This is a genomic window from Pseudotamlana agarivorans (assembly GCF_001642835.1).
Lineage (GTDB): Bacteria > Bacteroidota > Bacteroidia > Flavobacteriales > Flavobacteriaceae > Pseudotamlana > Pseudotamlana agarivorans.
Window position 1 is genome coordinate 188386 of record NZ_LXEI01000008.1, and the last position, 19364, is coordinate 207749.

The 19364-nt window shown below is 35.3% G+C and carries 19 protein-coding genes and 5 tRNA genes; 1 reads left to right on the forward strand and 23 read right to left on the reverse strand.

The annotated features are described in order from the left end of the window. Nucleotides 1-8 precede the first annotated feature (8 nt). From rpoB to A6I66_RS10385, 22 genes are all read right to left on the reverse strand, one after another. Complete coding sequence (gene rpoB / locus A6I66_RS10280) at nt 9-3821, reverse strand: DNA-directed RNA polymerase subunit beta (RefSeq protein WP_067148779.1); 3813 nt, start codon at nt 3819-3821, stop codon at nt 9-11. Nucleotides 3822-3945: 124 nt separating this feature from the next. Beyond that, complete coding sequence (gene rplL, locus A6I66_RS10285; protein ID WP_067148782.1) at nt 3946-4320, reverse strand: 50S ribosomal protein L7/L12; 375 nt, start codon at nt 4318-4320, stop codon at nt 3946-3948. Nucleotides 4321-4384: 64 nt separating this feature from the next. Then, the gene (gene rplJ, locus A6I66_RS10290) at nt 4385-4906 is read right to left on the reverse strand and encodes a 50S ribosomal protein L10 (RefSeq protein ID WP_067148785.1); all 522 of its coding nucleotides are present in this window, start codon (nt 4904-4906) and stop codon (nt 4385-4387) included. A 19-nt stretch (nt 4907-4925) separates the two neighbouring features. Next, nucleotides 4926-5615, reverse strand: coding sequence for a 50S ribosomal protein L1 (gene rplA / locus A6I66_RS10295; RefSeq protein ID WP_067148788.1), 690 nt, complete (start codon nt 5613-5615; stop codon nt 4926-4928). Between the two features lie 20 nt (nt 5616-5635). Then, nucleotides 5636-6073, reverse strand: coding sequence for a 50S ribosomal protein L11 (rplK, locus tag A6I66_RS10300; RefSeq protein WP_067148791.1), 438 nt, complete (start codon nt 6071-6073; stop codon nt 5636-5638). Nucleotides 6074-6147: 74 nt separating this feature from the next. After that, a complete protein-coding gene (gene nusG, locus A6I66_RS10305) occupies nt 6148-6702 on the reverse strand; it encodes a transcription termination/antitermination protein NusG (RefSeq protein ID WP_067148794.1) in 555 nt (184 codons plus the stop codon). Nucleotides 6703-6726: 24 nt separating this feature from the next. Then, nucleotides 6727-6921, reverse strand: coding sequence for a preprotein translocase subunit SecE (gene secE / locus A6I66_RS10310; RefSeq protein ID WP_067148796.1), 195 nt, complete (start codon nt 6919-6921; stop codon nt 6727-6729). A 72-nt stretch (nt 6922-6993) separates the two neighbouring features. Continuing rightward, nucleotides 6994-7066 (reverse strand) — tRNA-Trp (locus A6I66_RS10315). 63 nt (nt 7067-7129) lie between these two features. After that, nucleotides 7130-8317 carry an elongation factor Tu gene (gene tuf / locus A6I66_RS10320; protein ID WP_067148799.1) on the reverse strand — a complete coding sequence of 396 codons (1188 nt, stop codon included), beginning with the start codon at nt 8315-8317 and terminating at the stop codon, nt 7130-7132. 68 nt (nt 8318-8385) lie between these two features. Then, a tRNA-Thr gene (locus tag A6I66_RS10325) sits at nt 8386-8457 on the reverse strand. 81 nt (nt 8458-8538) lie between these two features. Further along, a tRNA-Gly gene (locus A6I66_RS10330) sits at nt 8539-8611 on the reverse strand. Nucleotides 8612-8683: 72 nt separating this feature from the next. Then, nucleotides 8684-8765 (reverse strand) — tRNA-Tyr (locus tag A6I66_RS10335). Nucleotides 8766-8811: 46 nt separating this feature from the next. Beyond that, nucleotides 8812-8885 (reverse strand) — tRNA-Thr (locus tag A6I66_RS10340). 101 nt (nt 8886-8986) lie between these two features. After that, entirely contained in the window at nt 8987-9289 is a 303-nt protein-coding gene (gene hpf, locus A6I66_RS10345; RefSeq protein ID WP_067148803.1) for a ribosome hibernation-promoting factor, HPF/YfiA family, read from the reverse strand. Nucleotides 9290-9404: 115 nt separating this feature from the next. After that, on the reverse strand, nt 9405-10295 hold the full coding sequence (locus A6I66_RS10350) for a tyrosine-type recombinase/integrase (RefSeq protein ID WP_067148806.1): 891 nt from the start codon (nt 10293-10295) through the stop codon (nt 9405-9407). 471 nt (nt 10296-10766) lie between these two features. Further along, nucleotides 10767-10961, reverse strand: coding sequence for a 30S ribosomal protein S21 (gene rpsU / locus A6I66_RS10355; RefSeq protein ID WP_067148809.1), 195 nt, complete (start codon nt 10959-10961; stop codon nt 10767-10769). 84 nt (nt 10962-11045) lie between these two features. Then, nucleotides 11046-12212, reverse strand: a complete 1167-nt coding sequence (locus tag A6I66_RS10360) for an acyl-CoA dehydrogenase family protein (RefSeq protein ID WP_067148811.1) — start codon at nt 12210-12212, stop codon at nt 11046-11048. After that, on the reverse strand, nt 12205-13086 hold the full coding sequence (locus A6I66_RS10365; protein WP_067148814.1) for a ComEA family DNA-binding protein: 882 nt from the start codon (nt 13084-13086) through the stop codon (nt 12205-12207). The genes A6I66_RS10360 and A6I66_RS10365 overlap by 8 nt, the downstream gene beginning before the upstream one ends. A gap of 22 nt (nt 13087-13108) precedes the next feature. Then, entirely contained in the window at nt 13109-14731 is a 1623-nt protein-coding gene (locus A6I66_RS10370) for an alanine/glycine:cation symporter family protein (protein ID WP_067148980.1), read from the reverse strand. Between the two features lie 106 nt (nt 14732-14837). Further along, nucleotides 14838-15857 (reverse strand): potassium channel family protein, encoded by a 1020-nt coding sequence (locus A6I66_RS10375; protein ID WP_067148817.1) that lies wholly within the window; start codon nt 15855-15857, stop codon nt 14838-14840. 3 nt (nt 15858-15860) lie between these two features. Then, nucleotides 15861-16088 carry a PspC domain-containing protein gene (locus tag A6I66_RS10380; RefSeq protein ID WP_067148820.1) on the reverse strand — a complete coding sequence of 76 codons (228 nt, stop codon included), beginning with the start codon at nt 16086-16088 and terminating at the stop codon, nt 15861-15863. Nucleotides 16089-16123: 35 nt separating this feature from the next. After that, entirely contained in the window at nt 16124-17395 is a 1272-nt protein-coding gene (locus A6I66_RS10385; RefSeq protein WP_067148823.1) for a DUF2851 family protein, read from the reverse strand. 330 nt (nt 17396-17725) lie between these two features. Here A6I66_RS10385 and A6I66_RS10390 point away from each other — a divergent pair, with 330 nt between their 5' ends. Continuing rightward, nucleotides 17726-18121, forward strand: coding sequence for a DUF2721 domain-containing protein (locus tag A6I66_RS10390; RefSeq protein WP_067148826.1), 396 nt, complete (start codon nt 17726-17728; stop codon nt 18119-18121). Nucleotides 18122-18127: 6 nt separating this feature from the next. Here A6I66_RS10390 and A6I66_RS10395 read toward each other — a convergent pair whose 3' ends face one another. Continuing rightward, nucleotides 18128-19363: an ABC transporter permease gene (locus A6I66_RS10395; protein WP_067148829.1), complete on the reverse strand. Its 1236-nt coding sequence runs from the start codon at nt 19361-19363 to the stop codon at nt 18128-18130. Between the last annotated feature and the right edge of the window lies 1 nt (nt 19364).

Here is a 19364-nt window from a genome sequence, read left to right on the forward strand (position 1 = left end):
CTATTATTTTACTCCTCTAATCTGATGTCTAAACCTAAACCTTTCAATTCGTGCATAAGTACGTTGAATGATTCTGGTAATCCTGGATCTGGCATTGGTTCACCTTTTACGATTGCCTCGTAAGTTTTAGCTCTACCAATAACATCATCAGATTTTACAGTTAAGATCTCACGTAAGGTACTTGATGCGCCATAAGCCTCAAGTGCCCAAACTTCCATCTCACCAAAACGCTGACCACCAAACTGTGCTTTACCACCTAATGGTTGTTGCGTAATTAATGAGTAAGGTCCAATAGAACGCGCGTGCATTTTATCATCGACCATGTGTCCTAATTTCAGCATGTAAATCACACCAACTGTTGCTGGCTGATCAAAACGCTGTCCGGTACCACCATCATAAAGGTAGGTATGACCATATCTTGGAATTCCAGCTTCATCTGTGAATTCATTAATTTGATCAATTGTAGCACCATCAAAAATAGGGGTTGCATATTTGCGTCCTAATTTTTGTCCAGCCCAACCAAGTACCGTTTCATAAATTTGACCAATGTTCATACGAGAAGGTACACCAAGTGGATTTAATACAATATCAACCGGTGTTCCATCTTCTAAGAATGGCATATCTTCTTGACGAACGATTCTAGCAACAATACCTTTGTTACCGTGACGTCCAGCCATTTTATCACCAACTTTAAGTTTACGTTTTTTAGCGATGTAAACTTTAGCTAATTTTATGATACCTGCTGGTAACTCATCACCAACAGAAATTGTAAACTTCTCACGACGTAAAGACCCCTGTAAATCGTTTTCTTTAATCTTATAATTGTGAATTAAATCAGCTACCAATTGGTTAGTATGATCATCAGTAGTCCATTTTCCAGACACTAAATGCGCATAATCATCAACAGCATTTAACATTTTAAGTGTGAATTTTTTACCTTTTGGTAATACTTCTTCACCTAAGTCATTATAAATACCTTGAGCTGTTTTTCCGTTTACAATATTGAAAAGTTTTTCAACTAAAATATCTTTAAGCTCGTCGAACTTTCTATCGTATTGTGCTTCAAGAGCAAGAATATCATCTTTATCTTGTGCACGTTTACGTTTATCTTTTACGGCTCTTGCGAATAATTTCTTTTCAATTACAACACCATTTAAAGAAGGTGAAGCTTTTAAAGAAGCATCTTTTACATCTCCGGCTTTATCACCAAAGATCGCACGTAATAATTTTTCTTCAGGAGTTGGATCAGATTCCCCTTTAGGAGTAATCTTACCAATAAGAATATCGCCAGGTTTAACCTCGGCTCCAACGCGAATCATACCGTTTTCATCAAGGTCTTTAGTAGCCTCTTCAGAAACGTTAGGGATATCGTTAGTTAATTCTTCATTACCTAATTTCGTGTCTCTAACTTCTAGAGAATACTCATCGATATGAATAGACGTGAAAATATCTTCACGAACCACTTTTTCAGAAATTACAATCGCATCCTCAAAGTTATACCCTTTCCAAGGCATAAAGGCTACTTTCATATTTCTACCTAAAGCTAATTCTCCTTTTTGAGTCGCATATCCTTCACATAAAACTTGACCTTTAGATACTTTATCACCCTTAACTACGATTGGTTTCAGGTTAATAGAAGTTCCTTGGTTTGTTTTTCTGTATTTTACTAATTGGTATGTTTTAACATCGCTATCAAAACTTACTTTAGCTTCATCCTCAGTACGTTCGTATCTAATTTGGATTTCTTTAGCATCTACGTAAAGTACTTCACCTTCTCCTTCTGCATTAATCAATACTCTAGAATCTGAAGCTACTTGACGCTCTAATCCAGTTCCTACAATAGGTGCATCTACTCTTAATAATGGTACCGCTTGACGCATCATGTTTGATCCCATCAAGGCACGGTTCGCATCATCATGCTCTAAGAAAGGAATAAGCGATGCTGAAATTGAAGAAATTTGATTAGGCGCTACATCCGTATAGTCTAATTTTTCTGGTTCAATAACAGGGAAATCACCCTCCATTCTAGCAATAACTTTATCGTGAAGAATTTTACCATCGTCATCAACTTTAACTGTTGCTTGAGCGATTAATTTTTCTTCCTCCTCTTCTGCACTTAAATAAACAGGATCATTTTTAATATCAACAACACCATCAGTTACTTTTCTATAAGGTGTTTCGATGAATCCCATTGGGTTCACTTTTGCATAAACAGAAAGTGAAGAAATTAAACCAATGTTTGGTCCCTCTGGTGTTTCAATCGGACATAAACGACCGTAGTGTGTATAGTGAACGTCACGTACCTCGAATCCAGCACGCTCTCTTGATAAACCTCCTGGTCCAAGAGCTGATAAACGACGCTTGTGCGTGATTTCAGCTAATGGATTGGTTTGATCCATAAATTGAGATAACTGGTTTGTTCCGAAGAAAGAATTAATTACAGACGATAAAGTCTTAGCATTAATTAAATCTATAGGCGTAAATACCTCGTTATCACGAACGTTCATACGCTCACGAATGGTACGCGCCATACGAGCTAAACCAACACCAAATTGTGATGATAATTGTTCTCCTACGGTACGAACACGACGGTTAGATAAGTGATCGATATCATCAATCTCTGCTTTAGAATTGATAAGCTCGATTAAATATTTAATGATGGTAATGATATCTTCTTTGGTAAGCACTTGCTTATCCATACCAATATCAAGACCTAATTTTTTGTTCATTCTATAACGTCCAACTTCTCCAAGAGAGTAACGTTGGTCACTAAAGAATAATTTATCAATAATACCACGTGCAGTTTCCTCATCTGGCGGCTCTGCATTACGTAGTTGTCTATAGATATGTTCAACAGCCTCTTTTTCAGAGTTCGTTGGATCTTTTTGAAGCGTGTTGTGGATAATGGCATAATCCCCTTGTTCTGTACTTTCTTTATGTAAAAGAATCGTTTTAACGTCAGCTTCAAGAATTTCTTCTATATTTTCTTTGTCAAGGATAGTATCACGATCAAGCACGATTTCATTACGCTCGATTGAAACTACCTCTCCTGTATCTTCATCAACAAAATCCTCATGCCATGTATTTAATACACGAGCAGCTAATTTTCTTCCTAAGTATTTCTTTAATCCAGATTTTGATACTTTAGCCTCTTCTGCTAAGTCAAAAATCTCTAAAATGTCTTTATCACGCTCGAATCCGATAGCACGGAAAAGCGTTGTTACAGGTAATTTTTTCTTTCTATCAATGTAAGCATACATTACCTGGTTAATATCTGTAGCAAACTCAATCCAAGATCCCTTGAATGGTATAACCCTTGCTGAATATAATTTGGTTCCATTGGCATGGAAAGATTGCCCGAAGAAAACTCCTGGTGAACGGTGTAATTGAGAAACAACAACACGTTCTGCACCATTAATACAAAAAGTTCCTGAAGGCGTCATGTAAGGAATAGTTCCTAAATACACATCTTGAACAATGGTCTCGAAATCCTCATGTTCAGGGTCTGTACAATATAACTTTAACCTAGCCTTTAGCGGAACGCTGTAAGTTAGCCCTCTCTCAATACACTCTTCAATAGCATATCTTGGTGGATCTACGAAGTAATCTAAAAATTCTAATACGAATTGATTACGAGAATCTGTGATTGGAAAGTTTTCCATGAAGGTATTGTAAAGACCTTCATCGCCTCTTTCCTCAGATTTAGTTTCTAATTGGAAAAAATCCTGGAAGGATTTAATCTGAATATCCAAGAAGTCTGGATATTCTGTTCTATTTACAATAGAGGAGAAATTTAATCTTTCAGCTTGTGTTGATAACATCAATGGACGGAATTTTGATTAAAAAAAATAATAAAAACGTATATACCTGTTATATACGCAAAATGGTTTAGGTCTTGAAGTAACTTCTTCAGACCTAAACCTTTATGTGTTTTAAGTACTAAGCTTACTTAAGCTCAACCTCAGCTCCTGCCTCTTCTAAAGATGCTTTTAAAGCTTCTGCTTCATCTTTAGATACAGCTTCTTTGATAGCGCTTGGTGCGTCATCAACTAAACCTTTAGCTTCTTTTAATCCTAAACCAGTTAATTCTTTAACTAATTTTACTACAGCTAATTTAGAACCACCAGCTGCTTTTAAGATAACATCAAATTCAGTTTGAGCTTCTTCAGCTTCACCACCAGCAGCAGGACCAGCAACAGCAACTGCAGCAGCAGCAGCAGGCTCGATACCGTACTCATCTTTTAATATAGTTGCTAACTCATTTACTTCTTTTACAGTAAGGTTAACTAATTGTTCTGCGAAATCTTTTAAATCTGCCATTTTTCTATCGTTTTAATAATTTTGTAATAATAATATAATTGTAATAAGTGCGTACTGTTTGATACTATCCTTCTCTTTCAGATAGTGTTTTAATAAGTCCAGCAATGGTTCCACCACCTGATTTAAGGGCTGAAATAACATTCTTAGCAGGAGATTGTAAGATTGTAACAATTTCTCCAAGTAACTCTTCCTTAGACTTGATATCAACTAACATGTCTAATTGTGCGTCACCGATGTAAACAGCTTCCTCGATGAAGGCTCCTTTTAATAGAGGCTTCTCAGATTTTTTACGGAAGTTTTTAATTAATTTTGCTGGTGCATTACCTGTTTCAGAGTACATCACAGATGTATTTCCTTTAAGCACAGAAGGTAAATCTCCGAAATCTTTTTCAGAAGCTTCCATGGCTTTAGCAAGTAATGTATTTTTAACAACCGCCATTTGTACGTTTGCTTTAAAAGCAGCACGACGTAAGTTTGAAGTAGCATCTGCATTCAATCCTGAAATATCTGCCAAATAAACATTGGCATTATTAGCTAATTCTGCAGTCAATTCCTCAATTACTAATGATTTTTCTTCTCTTGTCATAATAAAAGTTTTAACTTAATTAACCAATTTTAGAATCAACAGCGATACTAGGACTCATTGTTGAAGAGATAGAAATACCTTTCACGTAAACTCCTTTTGCAGTTGTTGGTTTTAATTTTATTAATGTTTGTAATAATTCATTTGCATTTTCAGCAATTTTATCAGCACTAAATGATGCTTTACCAATAGCAGCGTGTACGATACCAGTTTTATCAACTTTAAAGTCAATTTTACCAGCTTTTACTTCTGTTACAGCTTTCGCAACATCCATTGTTACTGTTCCTGTTTTTGGGTTAGGCATTAAACCACGAGGACCTAATACACGTCCTAAAGGACCTAATTTACCCATAACGCTAGGCATAGTAATAATAACATCTACATCTGTCCAACCACTCTTGATTTTATCAAGGTACTCGTCTAAACCTACATAATCAGCACCAGCTTCTTTAGCTTCTGCTTCTTTATCTGGTGTTACTAATGCTAATACTTTTACGTCTTTACCAGTACCATGAGGAAGAGATACAACACCTCTTACCATTTGATTTGCTTTACGAGGATCAACTCCTAAACGTACAGCGATATCTACAGATGAATCAAATTTTGTATTGGTAATTTCTTTAACTAAGGCTGATGCATCTTCTAAAGAATACACTCTTCCTTTTTCAATTTTCGCTAAAGCTTCTTTTTGCTTTTTTGTTAATCTTGCCATTTTGTAATGTCTTTAATAGATTAAGAAGGAAATTTCCCTGTTACAGTTATTCCCATCGATCTTGCTGTACCAGCAATCATTTTCATAGCAGACTCTGGAGTAAATGCATTTAAATCTACCATTTTGTCTTCTGCTATAGTCTTGATCTGATCCCAAGATACTTTAGCTACTTTTTTTCGGTTTGGTTCACCTGAACCTTTTTTCACCTTGGCCGCTTCTAATAATTGTACTGCAGCTGGAGGAGTCTTGATAACAAAGTCAAATGACTTGTCTTTGTATACCGAGATAACAACTGGTAAAACTTTACCGGCTTTATCCTGAGTTCTAGCATTAAATTGCTTACAGAACTCCATGATGTTAACTCCAGCAGCACCTAAAGCGGGTCCAACCGGTGGCGACGGATTCGCTGCACCTCCCCGAACTTGTAACTTAACTACTTTACTTAATTCTTTTGCCATTTTTAATAATTTAGTTGATATCCTTCTTAATTTTGGAAGCTAAAGAAGATATCATTTATATAGTGTAACAATTATTATACTTTTTCAACCTGCATATAACTTAATTCTAATGGTGTTTTTCTTCCGAAAATCTTAACCATAACTTCAAGTTTACGCTTTTCTTCATTGATTTTCTCAATGGTACCGTCAAACCCATTGAAAGGGCCATCGATAACTTTTACTGTTTCTCCTTTTGTATAAGGAATCGCAACGTTGGCAGTTTCTTCAACAGATAACTCATCCACCTTCCCTAACATTCTGTTAACTTCAGATTGTCTTAATGGAACAGGATCACCACCTTTAGTTTCTCCTAAAAATCCGATAACATTAGTTACCGATCTGATTATATGAGGTATTTCTCCAGTAAGGTTAGCTTGAACCATAATATAACCTGGAAAAAACACTTTCTCCTTATGAATCTTTTTACCGTTACGGATTTGTACAACACGTTCAGTAGGCACTAAAACTTGATCAACATAATCTTGCATACCTAAACGAGCAATCTCGTTTTCGATATAAGATTTAATCTTGTTTTCCTGTCCACTTACAGCTCGAACAACATACCATTTTTTTTCACTTACTTCAGACATAAAATTCCTTTTTCTTTTTTAGTATTAACTAATCCATTGAAAGTAAGCTGATATCACCTTGCTGAACACTGTATCTACTCCCCAGATTACTAGAGAGAATATAATTGAAAAAACAGCGACTAAAACAGTCAAACTCTGTCCTTCAGCCCAAGTAGGCCAAGTAACATTATTCTTTAGTTCTCCGAATGATTCTTTTATATAATTTGCAAATCCAGCCATGGTGTTATTTCTTTTTGATCTAATTGAAACAATATCAATTTTAATATTAATAGGTAAAACCTATTTTATTTGCACGGGCGGAGAGACTCGAACTCCCGACACCTGGTTTTGGAGACCAGTGCTCTACCAACTGAGCTACGCCCGTAAACATAAATCAAGGTATCTCAAAAAAGAGATACCTTAACTTATTATATGTTTAAACTAATAATTAGTCTAATATTTCAGTTACTTGACCTGCACCAACTGTTCTACCACCTTCACGGATAGCGAAACGTAAACCTACGTTCATTGCAATTGGTTGGATTAACTCTACAGTAATAGTTAAGTTATCTCCAGGCATAACCATCTCAACACCATCAGGAAGCGCAATGTTTCCAGTTACGTCAGTTGTACGTACGTAGAACTGTGGACGGTAGTTGTTATGGAATGGAGTGTGACGTCCACCTTCTTCTTTTTTCAAGATATAAACCTCAGCTTTAAATTTAGCGTGTGGTGTTACAGAACCTGGCTTAGTAATTACCATACCTCTTGAGATTTGAGATTTCTCAATACCTCTTAATAAGATACCAGCGTTATCACCAGCTTCACCTCTATCTAATATTTGACGGAACATTTCGATACCTGTAATAGTAGAAGTTAATTTTTCAGCACCCATACCAATAATCTCTACAGGATCTCCTGTTTGAGCTACACCAGTTTCGATACGTCCAGTTGCAACAGTACCACGACCAGTAATAGAGAATACGTCTTCGATAGGCATTAAGAAAGGCTTATCCATATCACGTACTGGCTCTTCGATCCAGTTATCACATGCATCCATTAATTCTAATACAGTGTCAACCCATTTTTGCTCACCGTTAAGTGCTCCTAAAGCAGAACCTGAAACTACAGGACCATTATCTCCATCGTACTCATAGAAAGATAATAAATCTCTAACTTCCATATCTACTAATTCTAAAAGCTCTTCATCATCAACCATATCAACTTTGTTTAAGAAAACAACGATACGAGGAATACCTACTTGACGACCTAATAAGATGTGCTCACGAGTTTGTGGCATAGGACCATCTGTAGCAGCTACCACTAAGATTGCACCATCCATTTGAGCAGCACCAGTAACCATGTTCTTTACGTAATCGGCGTGACCTGGACAGTCAACGTGAGCGTAGTGACGGTTAGCTGTTTGATATTCTACGTGAGAAGTATTAATTGTAATACCTCTTTCTTTCTCCTCTGGAGCGTTGTCAATAGAAGAGAAATCTCTTGCTTCAGATAAACCTGCATCAGCTAATACTTTAGTAATAGCAGCAGTTAAAGTTGTTTTACCGTGATCTACGTGTCCAATTGTACCAATATTTAAGTGTGGTTTTGAACGATCGAAAGTTGCCTTTGCCATGTTTTTAAATAATTTTAATCTTAGTTATATAATAATATTAGTGTAATCTTTTTTTTATTTCAATATAGAGCCAATGACGAGATTTGAACTCGTGACCTCTTCCTTACCAAGGAAACGCTCTACCCCTGAGCTACACCGGCGTAAAGTTTTTATTTCCTATTCTTTTAAAACCACCTAAACGGCATTTTAAAAAAAGAGATTCCTGCCTCCGCAGGTTTTAGAGCGAGAGACCGGGTTCGAACCGGCGACATTCAGCTTGGAAGGCTGACGCTCTACCAACTGAGCTACTCTCGCATTTTGATAAGCTTTAAACTTACCTGGTATTCAATATTTCAAATAGATTTCTGCCTACGCAGAAATTTGTTGTGGGGAGAGCAGGATTCGAACCTGCGAAGACGTAGTCAGCAGATTTACAGTCTGCCCTCGTTGGCCGCTTGAGTATCTCCCCGGACCACTTTTAAATAAAATTCAAAAGTTATACTTCAATATTTCAGAGCCGATGGAGGGACTCGAACCCACGACCTGCTGATTACAAATCAGCTGCTCTAGCCAGCTGAGCTACATCGGCTTTTTCTGTCTTTTTTACATATAAAAACAGCCCGCTATTTCTAACGGACTGCAAATGTATAGTTTTTTTATATTATTCAAAACATTTTTGAATAAATTTTATCATAAATATGCTCTTAATTTTTCTTTTTTCTTTTTCAACTGTCTTTCTAGGGATGCTATCGCCATATCTGCGCCTTCTTCAAAGCTTTTACATTGCTTTTTTACCACAAGACTATCGCCGGGTACACTCACTTTAACTTCGAATATTTTATTTTCTTTATCACTCGTATTTTCAACTTTCAAAAAAACATCTGATTTGATAACCTTGTCATAAAACAAATCCAATTTATCCATACGCTTCTGGATAAAGGCTAATAATTTTACATCTGCATTAAAATTTACGGATTGCGTGTTTACTTTCATCTGTTTACTTTTAATTTAATAAATCAGTTTCATAATACAGGTTTTGAATATTTAAGCTTTCACCTTATTCATCACACAGTACATGTCACTCATTTAGGTTAGACAATATGTGAATTTATTTTTTACTTCTGGGATGTGCATTAATATGTACTTTTTTAAGTTCGGCTATACTGTTATGGGTATAAACTTGCGTTGCAGCCAAACTTGAATGTCCTAGAAGTTCTTTAACAGCATTTAAATCGGCACCTTGGTTTAACAAATGAGTAGCAAAAGAGTGTCTTAATATATGAGGACTCTTTTTTACTTTTGAAGATGCCAAACTAAAATAATCATTTATTATTCGGTAAACAAGAGTTTCATATATTTTAACGCCTTTTTTAGTTAAAAATAAACTTTCATTATCTTCTATCAAACTTAGGTCATCGCGCAATTTTAAATACGCCTTTAAAGTCACAACTACTGCATTTAATAACGGTACAATACGCTCCTTATTTCGTTTTCCAATAACTTTTAAAGTTTTATTATCTAAATCTAAACTCGATAGTTTTAATCCCACAAGCTCAATACGTCTAATTCCTGTAGAATAAAATATTTCAATAATTAATTTATTTCTTACGCTTTCAAAATCATCTCCTATATTAAGTTCATCTAAAACGGTATTAATTTCACTTTCAGAAAAAGGCACCTGTATTTTTTTACTTGTTTTTAATGCTTTATGTTTTGCAAGCGGATTGACATCCACATCACCAACCTTAATTAAGAACTTAAAATAAGTATTTAATGTAGAGATTTTTCTATTAATACTTCGATTCGTGATACCGCTTTCTACTAACAGAACAATCCAAGATCGGACTTGCGCATAATTTACATCTTGAATTGTATCACTTCCATAGGTGTCCTTTATAAATTCCGAAAAACTTACCAAGTCACTTTGATAAGCTTTAACCGTCAACTTAGAGTAGTTTTTTTCAAGTAACAAATATTCGGTGAATGGTTTGAAAGACATTTTGGGTTATGGTTATTGGTTTAAGGTTTAAGGTTTAAGGTTTAAGGTTTAAGGTTTAAGGTTTAAGGTTTAAGGTTTAAGGTTTAAGGTTTAAGGGAAACTACAAATTGAAACTTTGATTTTGCTCTTCCCTCAATAAACATATGAACAATTACTCGACAATATATGATTTACGGTTGGCGACTTGGCAATTGGTTAATAGTTAATAGAAATATGATTTAAGTGTTTTAAAGATACTAATTTATGAGGCGCCTTATATTTCAGAGTTAGTTAAAACAAAAAGATATTATTTTAAAACCCCGAAAAATCGTCATACTAAAATAGGTACAGTATCTCTCCTCTCTGAAAATCCATAGTAATGAGCATCTGAAATAAATTCAGATTAGCCTAAAATCAACTTTTCAGCTAGCCTGAAAACAAAAAAATCCCGCGTAAAGCGGGATTAGTATCTATTTAGTGCATTAATATGAATTAAATATTTTCTGCATCTCTTAGTCCTTGGATGTATTGAGCTTTTTGAATTTGCGCTCTACGAACAACAGAAGGCTTGTCAAATTGCTTACCAGTCTGTAATGCACGTTTAGTTCCAGTTCTATCGAACTTTCTCTTATAACGCTTTAACGCTCTATCTATATTCTCTCCTTCTTTAATTGGAATTATTAACATAGTGTCTTAACCTCCTCTCTTTTAAAATTTTTCGGGTGCAAATATAAAAATTAATTCTATTTAAATCTAAAAAAATAAAATATTTTACGTTGCCGGCTTATATGTTTTTTTATCTATAATAATTTTAGCTAAAATCTCACGAAGAATTTCTGATGTACCTCCGCCTATTGGTCCTAAACGGCTATCGCGAAGTAAACGAGCTAAAGGGTAATCTTCCATATAACCATAGCCCCCTAAAAATTGCAAACACTCATAAATAACTTCATCGGCAACTTTTGTAGATTTTAATTTCGACATGGTTGCTTCTTTTACAACATACTCACCTTTATTTAATCGGTAAGCCACGGAATAATTAAAAGCTTTACAAAATTCTACTTCGGTTGATAATTCGGCTACTTTATGTCTTAATGCTTGAAACTGATCAATTGTTTTTCCAAACGCTTGGCGCTCGCTCATATATTTCACAGCGTATTCTAAAGCAAATTCGGCTCTAGCATGAGCGTTAATCCCCATAATTAAGCGCTCTAACGAAAAATGCTGCATGATGTATGGAAATCCTTTACCAGCTTCTCCTAGTAAATTTTCTGCTGGAATTTTAACCTGATCAAAAGCGATTTCACCAGTATCTGAAGCTCTCCACCCCAACTTATCTAATTTCGTAGAAGAAAGTCCTGGTGTTTTACGATCAACAACAAACATACTAATACCCTTCCCTCCTACGGTTGGGTCAGTTTTTGCCGCCACAACAAGATAATCACTAAGTAAACCGTTTGTAATAAATGTTTTAGATCCATTTATGATATAGGAGTCGCCCTCCTTAATCGCAGTTGTGCGCATACCTGCAACATCACTTCCCCCAAAAGGCTCAGTAATACACAAGCACCCAATCATATCGCCAGAAATACTTGGCGCTAAATATTTTTGTTTGATAGCTTCACTGCCTTCAGCATTAAGGTGCGTCATCGCTAAATAAGCGTGCGCCCAAATAGCTGCAGCAAAACCTCCTGAATTCACCTTTTGAAGTTCTTCAAGCAGAATTACGGTATAAAACAAATCTAAATCCATTCCACCGTAAGCTTCAGGGTATTTAATCCCTAAAAAACCCATCTCTCCAAATTTCTTCCAAATAAACCGTTCTATTTCTCCCGTTTGTTCCCACTTATCTATGTAAGGAACAACTTCCTTTTGCAAAAAATCTTGAAGGCTTTTTCTAAAAAGATTGTGCTCTTCTGTGAAGTACAAGTTATTCATCTATGTTTTTTTCGAGGTGCAAATATAATTGAATTATCTTGAATTTATTTGTAGGGAAGTCCTTTACTTTCAATAATTCATTTATCGCTTTATAAGCACTTCTTAATTGTCGGTATTCAATAATATGATGAGCCAAATCGTAATCTATATGCGGAATGGTTACCAATTGATTCACCGTTGCTGTATTTAATTCAATTTTCTGTATCACTTTTGGTGTTTTCACAGCAAACTGTTTGGCCATATTTTCAATGACTTGAGGACTTAAACCATAAACATCTTCTAACTGAATAACATCGGAAAAACCACCGAGAAGACTGTTTCTATATTTTACAATACGATTTGAGAGTACCTTTCCTACCCCAGAAACTTCCTGAAGCTCGATTGCCGTCACTGCATTTAGATCTTTCTTTTCGGCATAAGTTTTTGTGCCTTTGAAATTGTTTGATGTTACTTTTTTAGCTTTCGAAGTCTTTACCCAGTCCGGAAATTTAAAATATGGCGAAATGGCTTCAAATAGGGAATCTGATATTTTAGTGACTCTTTGAAATTCTTCCGAAGAATTAATCCATTGATTCTGATTCCTAAAAACGAGTAACCTATCAATTTCCTTCGTGCTCATGCCTAAGGCTGCTCCTTTAAAATCATCAATATAGTTTGGGTTGAAGGCCTTTATCTTCGGTTTTAACTTTTGAAGCTTGTCTAAACGCAAAGAATCCATTGTTTTTTCAAACTGAACCAAGCGCCTATTATCGACTGCAACATCTTCAGAAGGAAAATCAATAAAAAAATAAACACCCTGTAAAATAATAATTACCAGGAGTAATAAAAAAATCCCATGCCGCTGATTTCTAGAAAAAGTAACATGGGATTTCATTTAAATAATCTATATTTTAAGACTACATATGTTTTGTAAGATCTTCAGCCCCTTCTTCCAAGGCATCTTTCTTCAAATTGATTGCATTCATATACTTTTCTAGCTCCTTACGAATTACTGGCGATAAAATCACTACACCAATAATATTAGGGACAACCATGGCAAAAATCATGGCATCAGAGAAATCAATAACAGCACCTAAGCTAATAGAGGATCCTACAACTACAAAAAACAAGAACAAGATTTTGTAAACTAAATCGCTTACTTTTCCTTTTCCGAATAAAAATACCCAACCCTGCATACCGTAATACGACCATGAAATCATGGTTGAAAATGCAAATAATATTACAGCAATGGTAAGTACAATAGAGAAGTGAGGTATCACGGTATCAAAAGCCACAGCTGTTAATTCTACACCTTCCTTAATTGGTACGCCATATTCCATAAAGCCACCATCAAAGTTCGTAATCACAATCACTAAAGCGGTCATGGTACAAATTACAACAGTATCTACAAAAGGCTCTAAAAGCGCTACAATACCTTCACTAGCAGCATATTTTGTTCTAACGGCTGAGTGCGCAATAGCAGCACTACCAACACCTGCCTCATTAGAGAAAGCGCCACGTCGTATACCTTGAATCATAACCCCTACAAGACCACCTGCAATACCTAAACCAGAAAAAGCACCATGGTAAATTAAACTAAAGGCATCATCGATCAAGCTCCAGTTAGCCACTAATATAATTAAGGAAGCCAATACGTAAATTCCAGCCATAAAAGGCACAATTTTCTCGGTTACCTTAGCTATTCTTTTAATTCCTCCAATAATTACTACGGCAACAATAATAGCCATAACAAAACCAAAATACATTCCTGCATCTTCATTCTCGAAGTTAAAAAGTTTGGTAAATTGAGCTGCTGCTTGATTGGCTTGGAACATGTTTCCTCCACCAAAAGATCCACCAATAACGAATATGGCGAATAGTACGGCAAGCACCTTACCAAAACCTTTCATGCCTTTTTCTTGGAAACCTTTGGTTAGATAATACATAGGACCGCCGTAAACCGTTCCGTCTTTACCAACATCTCTATATTTAACACCTAGCGTACACTCAGCAAACTTTGAAGCCATTCCTAATAAACCAGCCAGAATCATCCAGAATGTTGCTCCTGGTCCTCCAATAGATAAGGCAACAGCAACACCAGCAATGTTTCCGAGACCTACGGTTGCAGAAAGTGCTGCGGTTAAAGCCTGAAAATGTGATACTTCACCATGTGCACTATCATCTCTTAAGGTTTCGATAATATTTTCATCCTCATTAGGTGTTTGATCACCGTATAAAGTATCGGCTCCATGTTTTTCAATATCTTCATATTTACCTTGAACAACTTGAATAGCTTTTCTAAACCCTGTAAAGTTTATAAACTTAAAATAAATGGTGAAAAAAATCGCTCCACCCATTAAAACAATTAAAACCCAAGGTATTTGATAAGTTTCAGAAAATGGAATTTCATAAAAAATCGCCTCTACAAACCATCCTGTGTAATCTTTAAAAATACGATCTACTTGTTGTGAGGTTGATTCTTGGGCAAAAATTAAAATTGGTGAGATTAATGTGAAAACTGAAAGAAGATATTTCTTCATAAGGTAGTAATTATAACTTATTTTTGTGGTTTTTGTTTTAAAAGCAAGCAAGATGGTAAAAAAAAATGGTTTTTTAAAACCACAGCTGTTAAAAATGCAATGCGCACTATATAATATTGTACACCGAATTTAATAAAGCTATTTGCTCTGGGCGTCCTAAAAAGATCACTTTTGAGTTTGGAACCAATATCAAATCAGCCTCTGGATTTACAATATATTCTCCTTTTTCACTTTTAAATCCGATTACAGTACAGCCTGTTTTTCGTCGTACATCCAGTTCTTTTATACTTTTTAGGTTTTGTGTATCGTACAATTTTTCAACAGGAACTTCTTCGACATTAATATCAGACTTTCCTACGATAGATAGGTTATCGATAAACTCCATTAGCCCAGGCACCACGACTAAGGACGCCATGTGGTCGCCACCAATTTTATCAGGAAGAATCACATTATTTGCTCCGGCAAACTTTAATTTATCGTAAGACGACTCGTTTGAAGCTCGACTTATTATATTTATAGTACTATTTAATTGTCTTGCAGAAAGCACCACAAACAAGTTATCGGCATCATTGGGCAAAGCTGAAATAAAACTCGAAGCACGATTTACTCCTGCAGCATTTAGAACTTCATCTTCATTGGCATTTCCAATCACATAAGGCACCTCATCCAATTGAAGACGTTCTTCTAATTCTTTATTTTTTTCGATAACAACAAATTGTTTTTTATGAGCCATTAGTTTTCTGGCCGCTTGCTTTCCATTACGACCATAACCACATATAACAATATGTTCATTAAAACTATCAATCATTTTTTGCATCCTTTTGTGTTTTAATTCTTCAACATCGTTTTTACTTAAAATAAATTCGGTAATAATAGAAACAGCATAACCTAAAATTACAACACTAGCTAAAATTAAAAAAATGGTGAAAATTTTAGACTCATCATCCAGCGGCATCACCTCACTAAAGCCTACAGTTGTCATGGTAATAACCGACATGTATAAGGCGTCTATCCAGCTATAATTGGAGATAAAACGATATCCGAAAACGCCAATTAACAAGATAATGACAAGCAATAAAAGCGCCTTGTATATCCTAACTCTAAAAAATCGATTTACTAAATTCATAAATTATAAATCAAAAACAGATGAACGTTTCGTATAAATCAGATCTTTAATACGAATCCAAAAAGCTAGAAACAGATATAAGGCAAAACCAAAACCTAGCGTTACGAAGGTAAGATACATGAAAGAAGTGCGTACCACTTTAGCTCGAATCCCGAGTTTATCGGCAATACGTTGGCACACGTAGTATCCACGTTTCTGAAAAAACAATAGCAATTTATAAATATTGTTCATGCCGCAATTTAAAACATCCTGCTATCCTTTAAAAGTTATTTGCTTAAAAGTTGATGTCCAACAGCGCACTTTAAACACAAATGCTTGTCGCAATACGCTGTTTTAAGTTGAATTAGCGCTTGGGAGTCCAAAGCCGATTTTGATACACGTTTCAAATTATTGAAAGCTTTTATAACACTATTATGCTCTGAAGGGATTTGATGAGCCATTACCATAATCTTCGAAGCATTTTCATCGCCACAGTGTTTGGCGTATAAAAATTTAATAGGTAAAATGGTGTTGATTAATAACAAATTAATAAACCCCCTGCTTAGCGCTTTCGCGGAAGAATGAGATGTCTTTTGAAAAGTATAATGGGTTTTCCAGTAATCTGAAGTTTCCACGCGAAAAATATCATAAAACTCATTGAGGCTCGATGAAGTCATAACTTTTGAAAACAAGTTTTGATGTTTATGATACAAGCTTGCTAGCTGCGATAATCTAATCGTTGGGAAGTTTAATGGGCGCAACCTAAAAAATTGAACTGGTAAAACGTTTCGGTTTTCCAAGTTGAATTTTTGTTTCAAAAACTGATACTCCCTAACCAAATTTACATGATAAGCATCTTCAACTTTATTTTCCAACAAACCTGCTTGTCCAAAAAGCAGTGCTTCTAAAGTATTTTGATGGCTTAGCGTTTTGCGTACTACCGAAAAATCTACCGACTGCCCCAAACTCATAAAAGCTTCCCCGTTAACTTTTAGTCCGAAATTCTTAGCTAACATTTGAAACAACACCGCTTCCCAATCATTTTTAGAAGCTTCAAGAAGCTGTGTAATGGTTTTTGACTTATGTTCTAAACGTTCAAAAAACAAACGCTCTAACCAATTTTCTAAAATAAAATCATCAACCGAACTGAAATCGTTTTCACATTTTATCCAATGCTTTTGCTTTGAAAATAGCGTTTGGTACTTGTTAATCATTTCTGAAGTCACATAACTTCTAAGTTCTAAAGTAGGAATGCAAGTATTGTCCTTTCTATAAATATCGGTGTCGTGTTCCCAAACCACATGGAGAATAACATTATCATAAACAGGATCTTGCTCGTGGTTATGTACATACCAATCGGATGATTTTACATGTACCTCAACATTACCAGCCCAAACCTGTTCGTCAATTTTCAGTTTTGCATTAAAAAAGTCTGGTCCAGAATTGAAATTATGAGTCCCAACTGAGGAGATAATCACAGGCAAACCTTGGGTGGTTTTCAATTGTGTGATTTGGAATTTTTTATACTTCCATATATAGTGTAGAAAATCTTCATTCATTCAATAAATATAAAAATTCCTACAAAACTTTATGTATTTAATTTGATTTATATGGAGTCGTAAATTAAAATACCTTATATATCAGCAGTAACCAAAACTTCTCGTCTCCGCTCGAAGACCATACATAGAAGCTCTGTGGATCTCTGTATTACCGCTTTGGAACTTTGCAGCTTTGAAACTTTGAAAGTACAGATTCTTCAGTCGTACCTACTTCTGAATGACACTCCTCTATCATGCAGAACGAAGTGAAGCATCTTCCAAATCAAAATGACAGCTACATTAAAAACACACAATACAATTAGGTTTAGTAAATTTGTAAAAAATCTATTTATGCACGGACTTGATTTATCTACACCTGCGCTATTATTTTCGGCGATTTCCTTAATTATGTTAGCTTACACCAACCGTTTCTTAGCCTATGCTGCGGTGGTTAGAGACCTACATGATAAGTACCTTAAAAACCCTGACGAGCGGTATATCAAACAAATTAAAAACATCAAAAAACGTCTTTACCTAACTCGCGCTATGCAAATTGCAGGTATTTCTAGTTTATTGTTATGTGTGCTTACCATGTTTTTAATTTACATCGAACAAGGCATGCTTGCCGTTTGGGTATTCGGATTTGCTTTGGTTTTGCTTATTATTTCTTTAGGCTTACTAATTATGGAGATTCAAATTTCGGTAAAAGCCTTAGAGCATCACATCTCTGATATTGAAAATAGCTAACTAACTTTACTGAAAACGCATCGCCTTAACCGGAGATATTTTAGTAATGATGTAAGATGGTAAAAGCAGCATAAGTAAACACAATACTAGGGTTCCAATATTTAGGATTAGAATATAACCTAAACTGATGTACACCGGCGCTTCGGTAACATAGTACACACTAGGATCTAGATGTAAAAGCTTCAAATATTTTTGAGCAAAAAGGAGTCCGAGTCCAATAACATTACCCCAAAACAAGCCCAAAAGAATTAAATAGGACGCATTGTATAAAAACAATTTACGAACGCTCCAGTTATTGCTTCCTAATGCTTTTAAAAGACCAATCATTTGGGTACGTTCAAGAATTAGAACCAACAACGCCGTAATCATATTAATACCTGCGATTAAAATCATGATACCAATAATCCCGTAGATATTCTTATCAAATATTTTTATCCATTCAAAAACAGAATAGTAACGATCTTTGATACTTTCTGTGTTTAAGGTTGATGGGGTGTTTTCATAAATTTCACGAGCCTTTTCATCTAATTGATTGTAATCTTCCAAAAAGACTTCAAAATTCCCAATTTGATCATTTTTCCATCGGTTTATACGTTGAATGTGTCTTAAATCCCCAAAAATATATTGAGCATCCAATTCCTGAAATCCAGAATTATAAACGCCAACAATATTAAAAGTGATGATATTGGGTAGCTTTTCAGGATCTTCTTTTGCAAAAACCATTTGCATTTTATCGCCTACTTTAAAATGGAGACGGTTGGCTAAGTAGGAAGAAATTAAAATATCCTCATTACGCTTTTGTGTATAATCGGGTAAACGACCTTCAACCAGAAACTCTTTAAAATAGCGCCAGTCATAATCGGCTCCCACGCCTTTTAAAAAAGCAGCTTCAAAATCATTTTCCGTACGAATCACGCCAAATTTAGAGGCTACAGCTTGAATGTGTTTAACACCTTCCACCGACTTAAACTCAGGATAAAAATCGGTATTTGAAGAAATAGGATGCAAACTTTCATGAGAATGATTGCTGTCAAAATTAGAAATAGTAACATGACCATTAAAGGCCACCACCTTATCACGTATTTTTTGTTGCAAACCAATACCTGTAGCAATAGCAATCATCATAACGATGATACCAATAGCAATTGCAGCAATACCAATTTTTATTATTGGCGCCGAAACGCTACTTTTATACGCTTTACTACCAATAATACGTTTAGCTAAAAAAAATTCGTAATTCAAT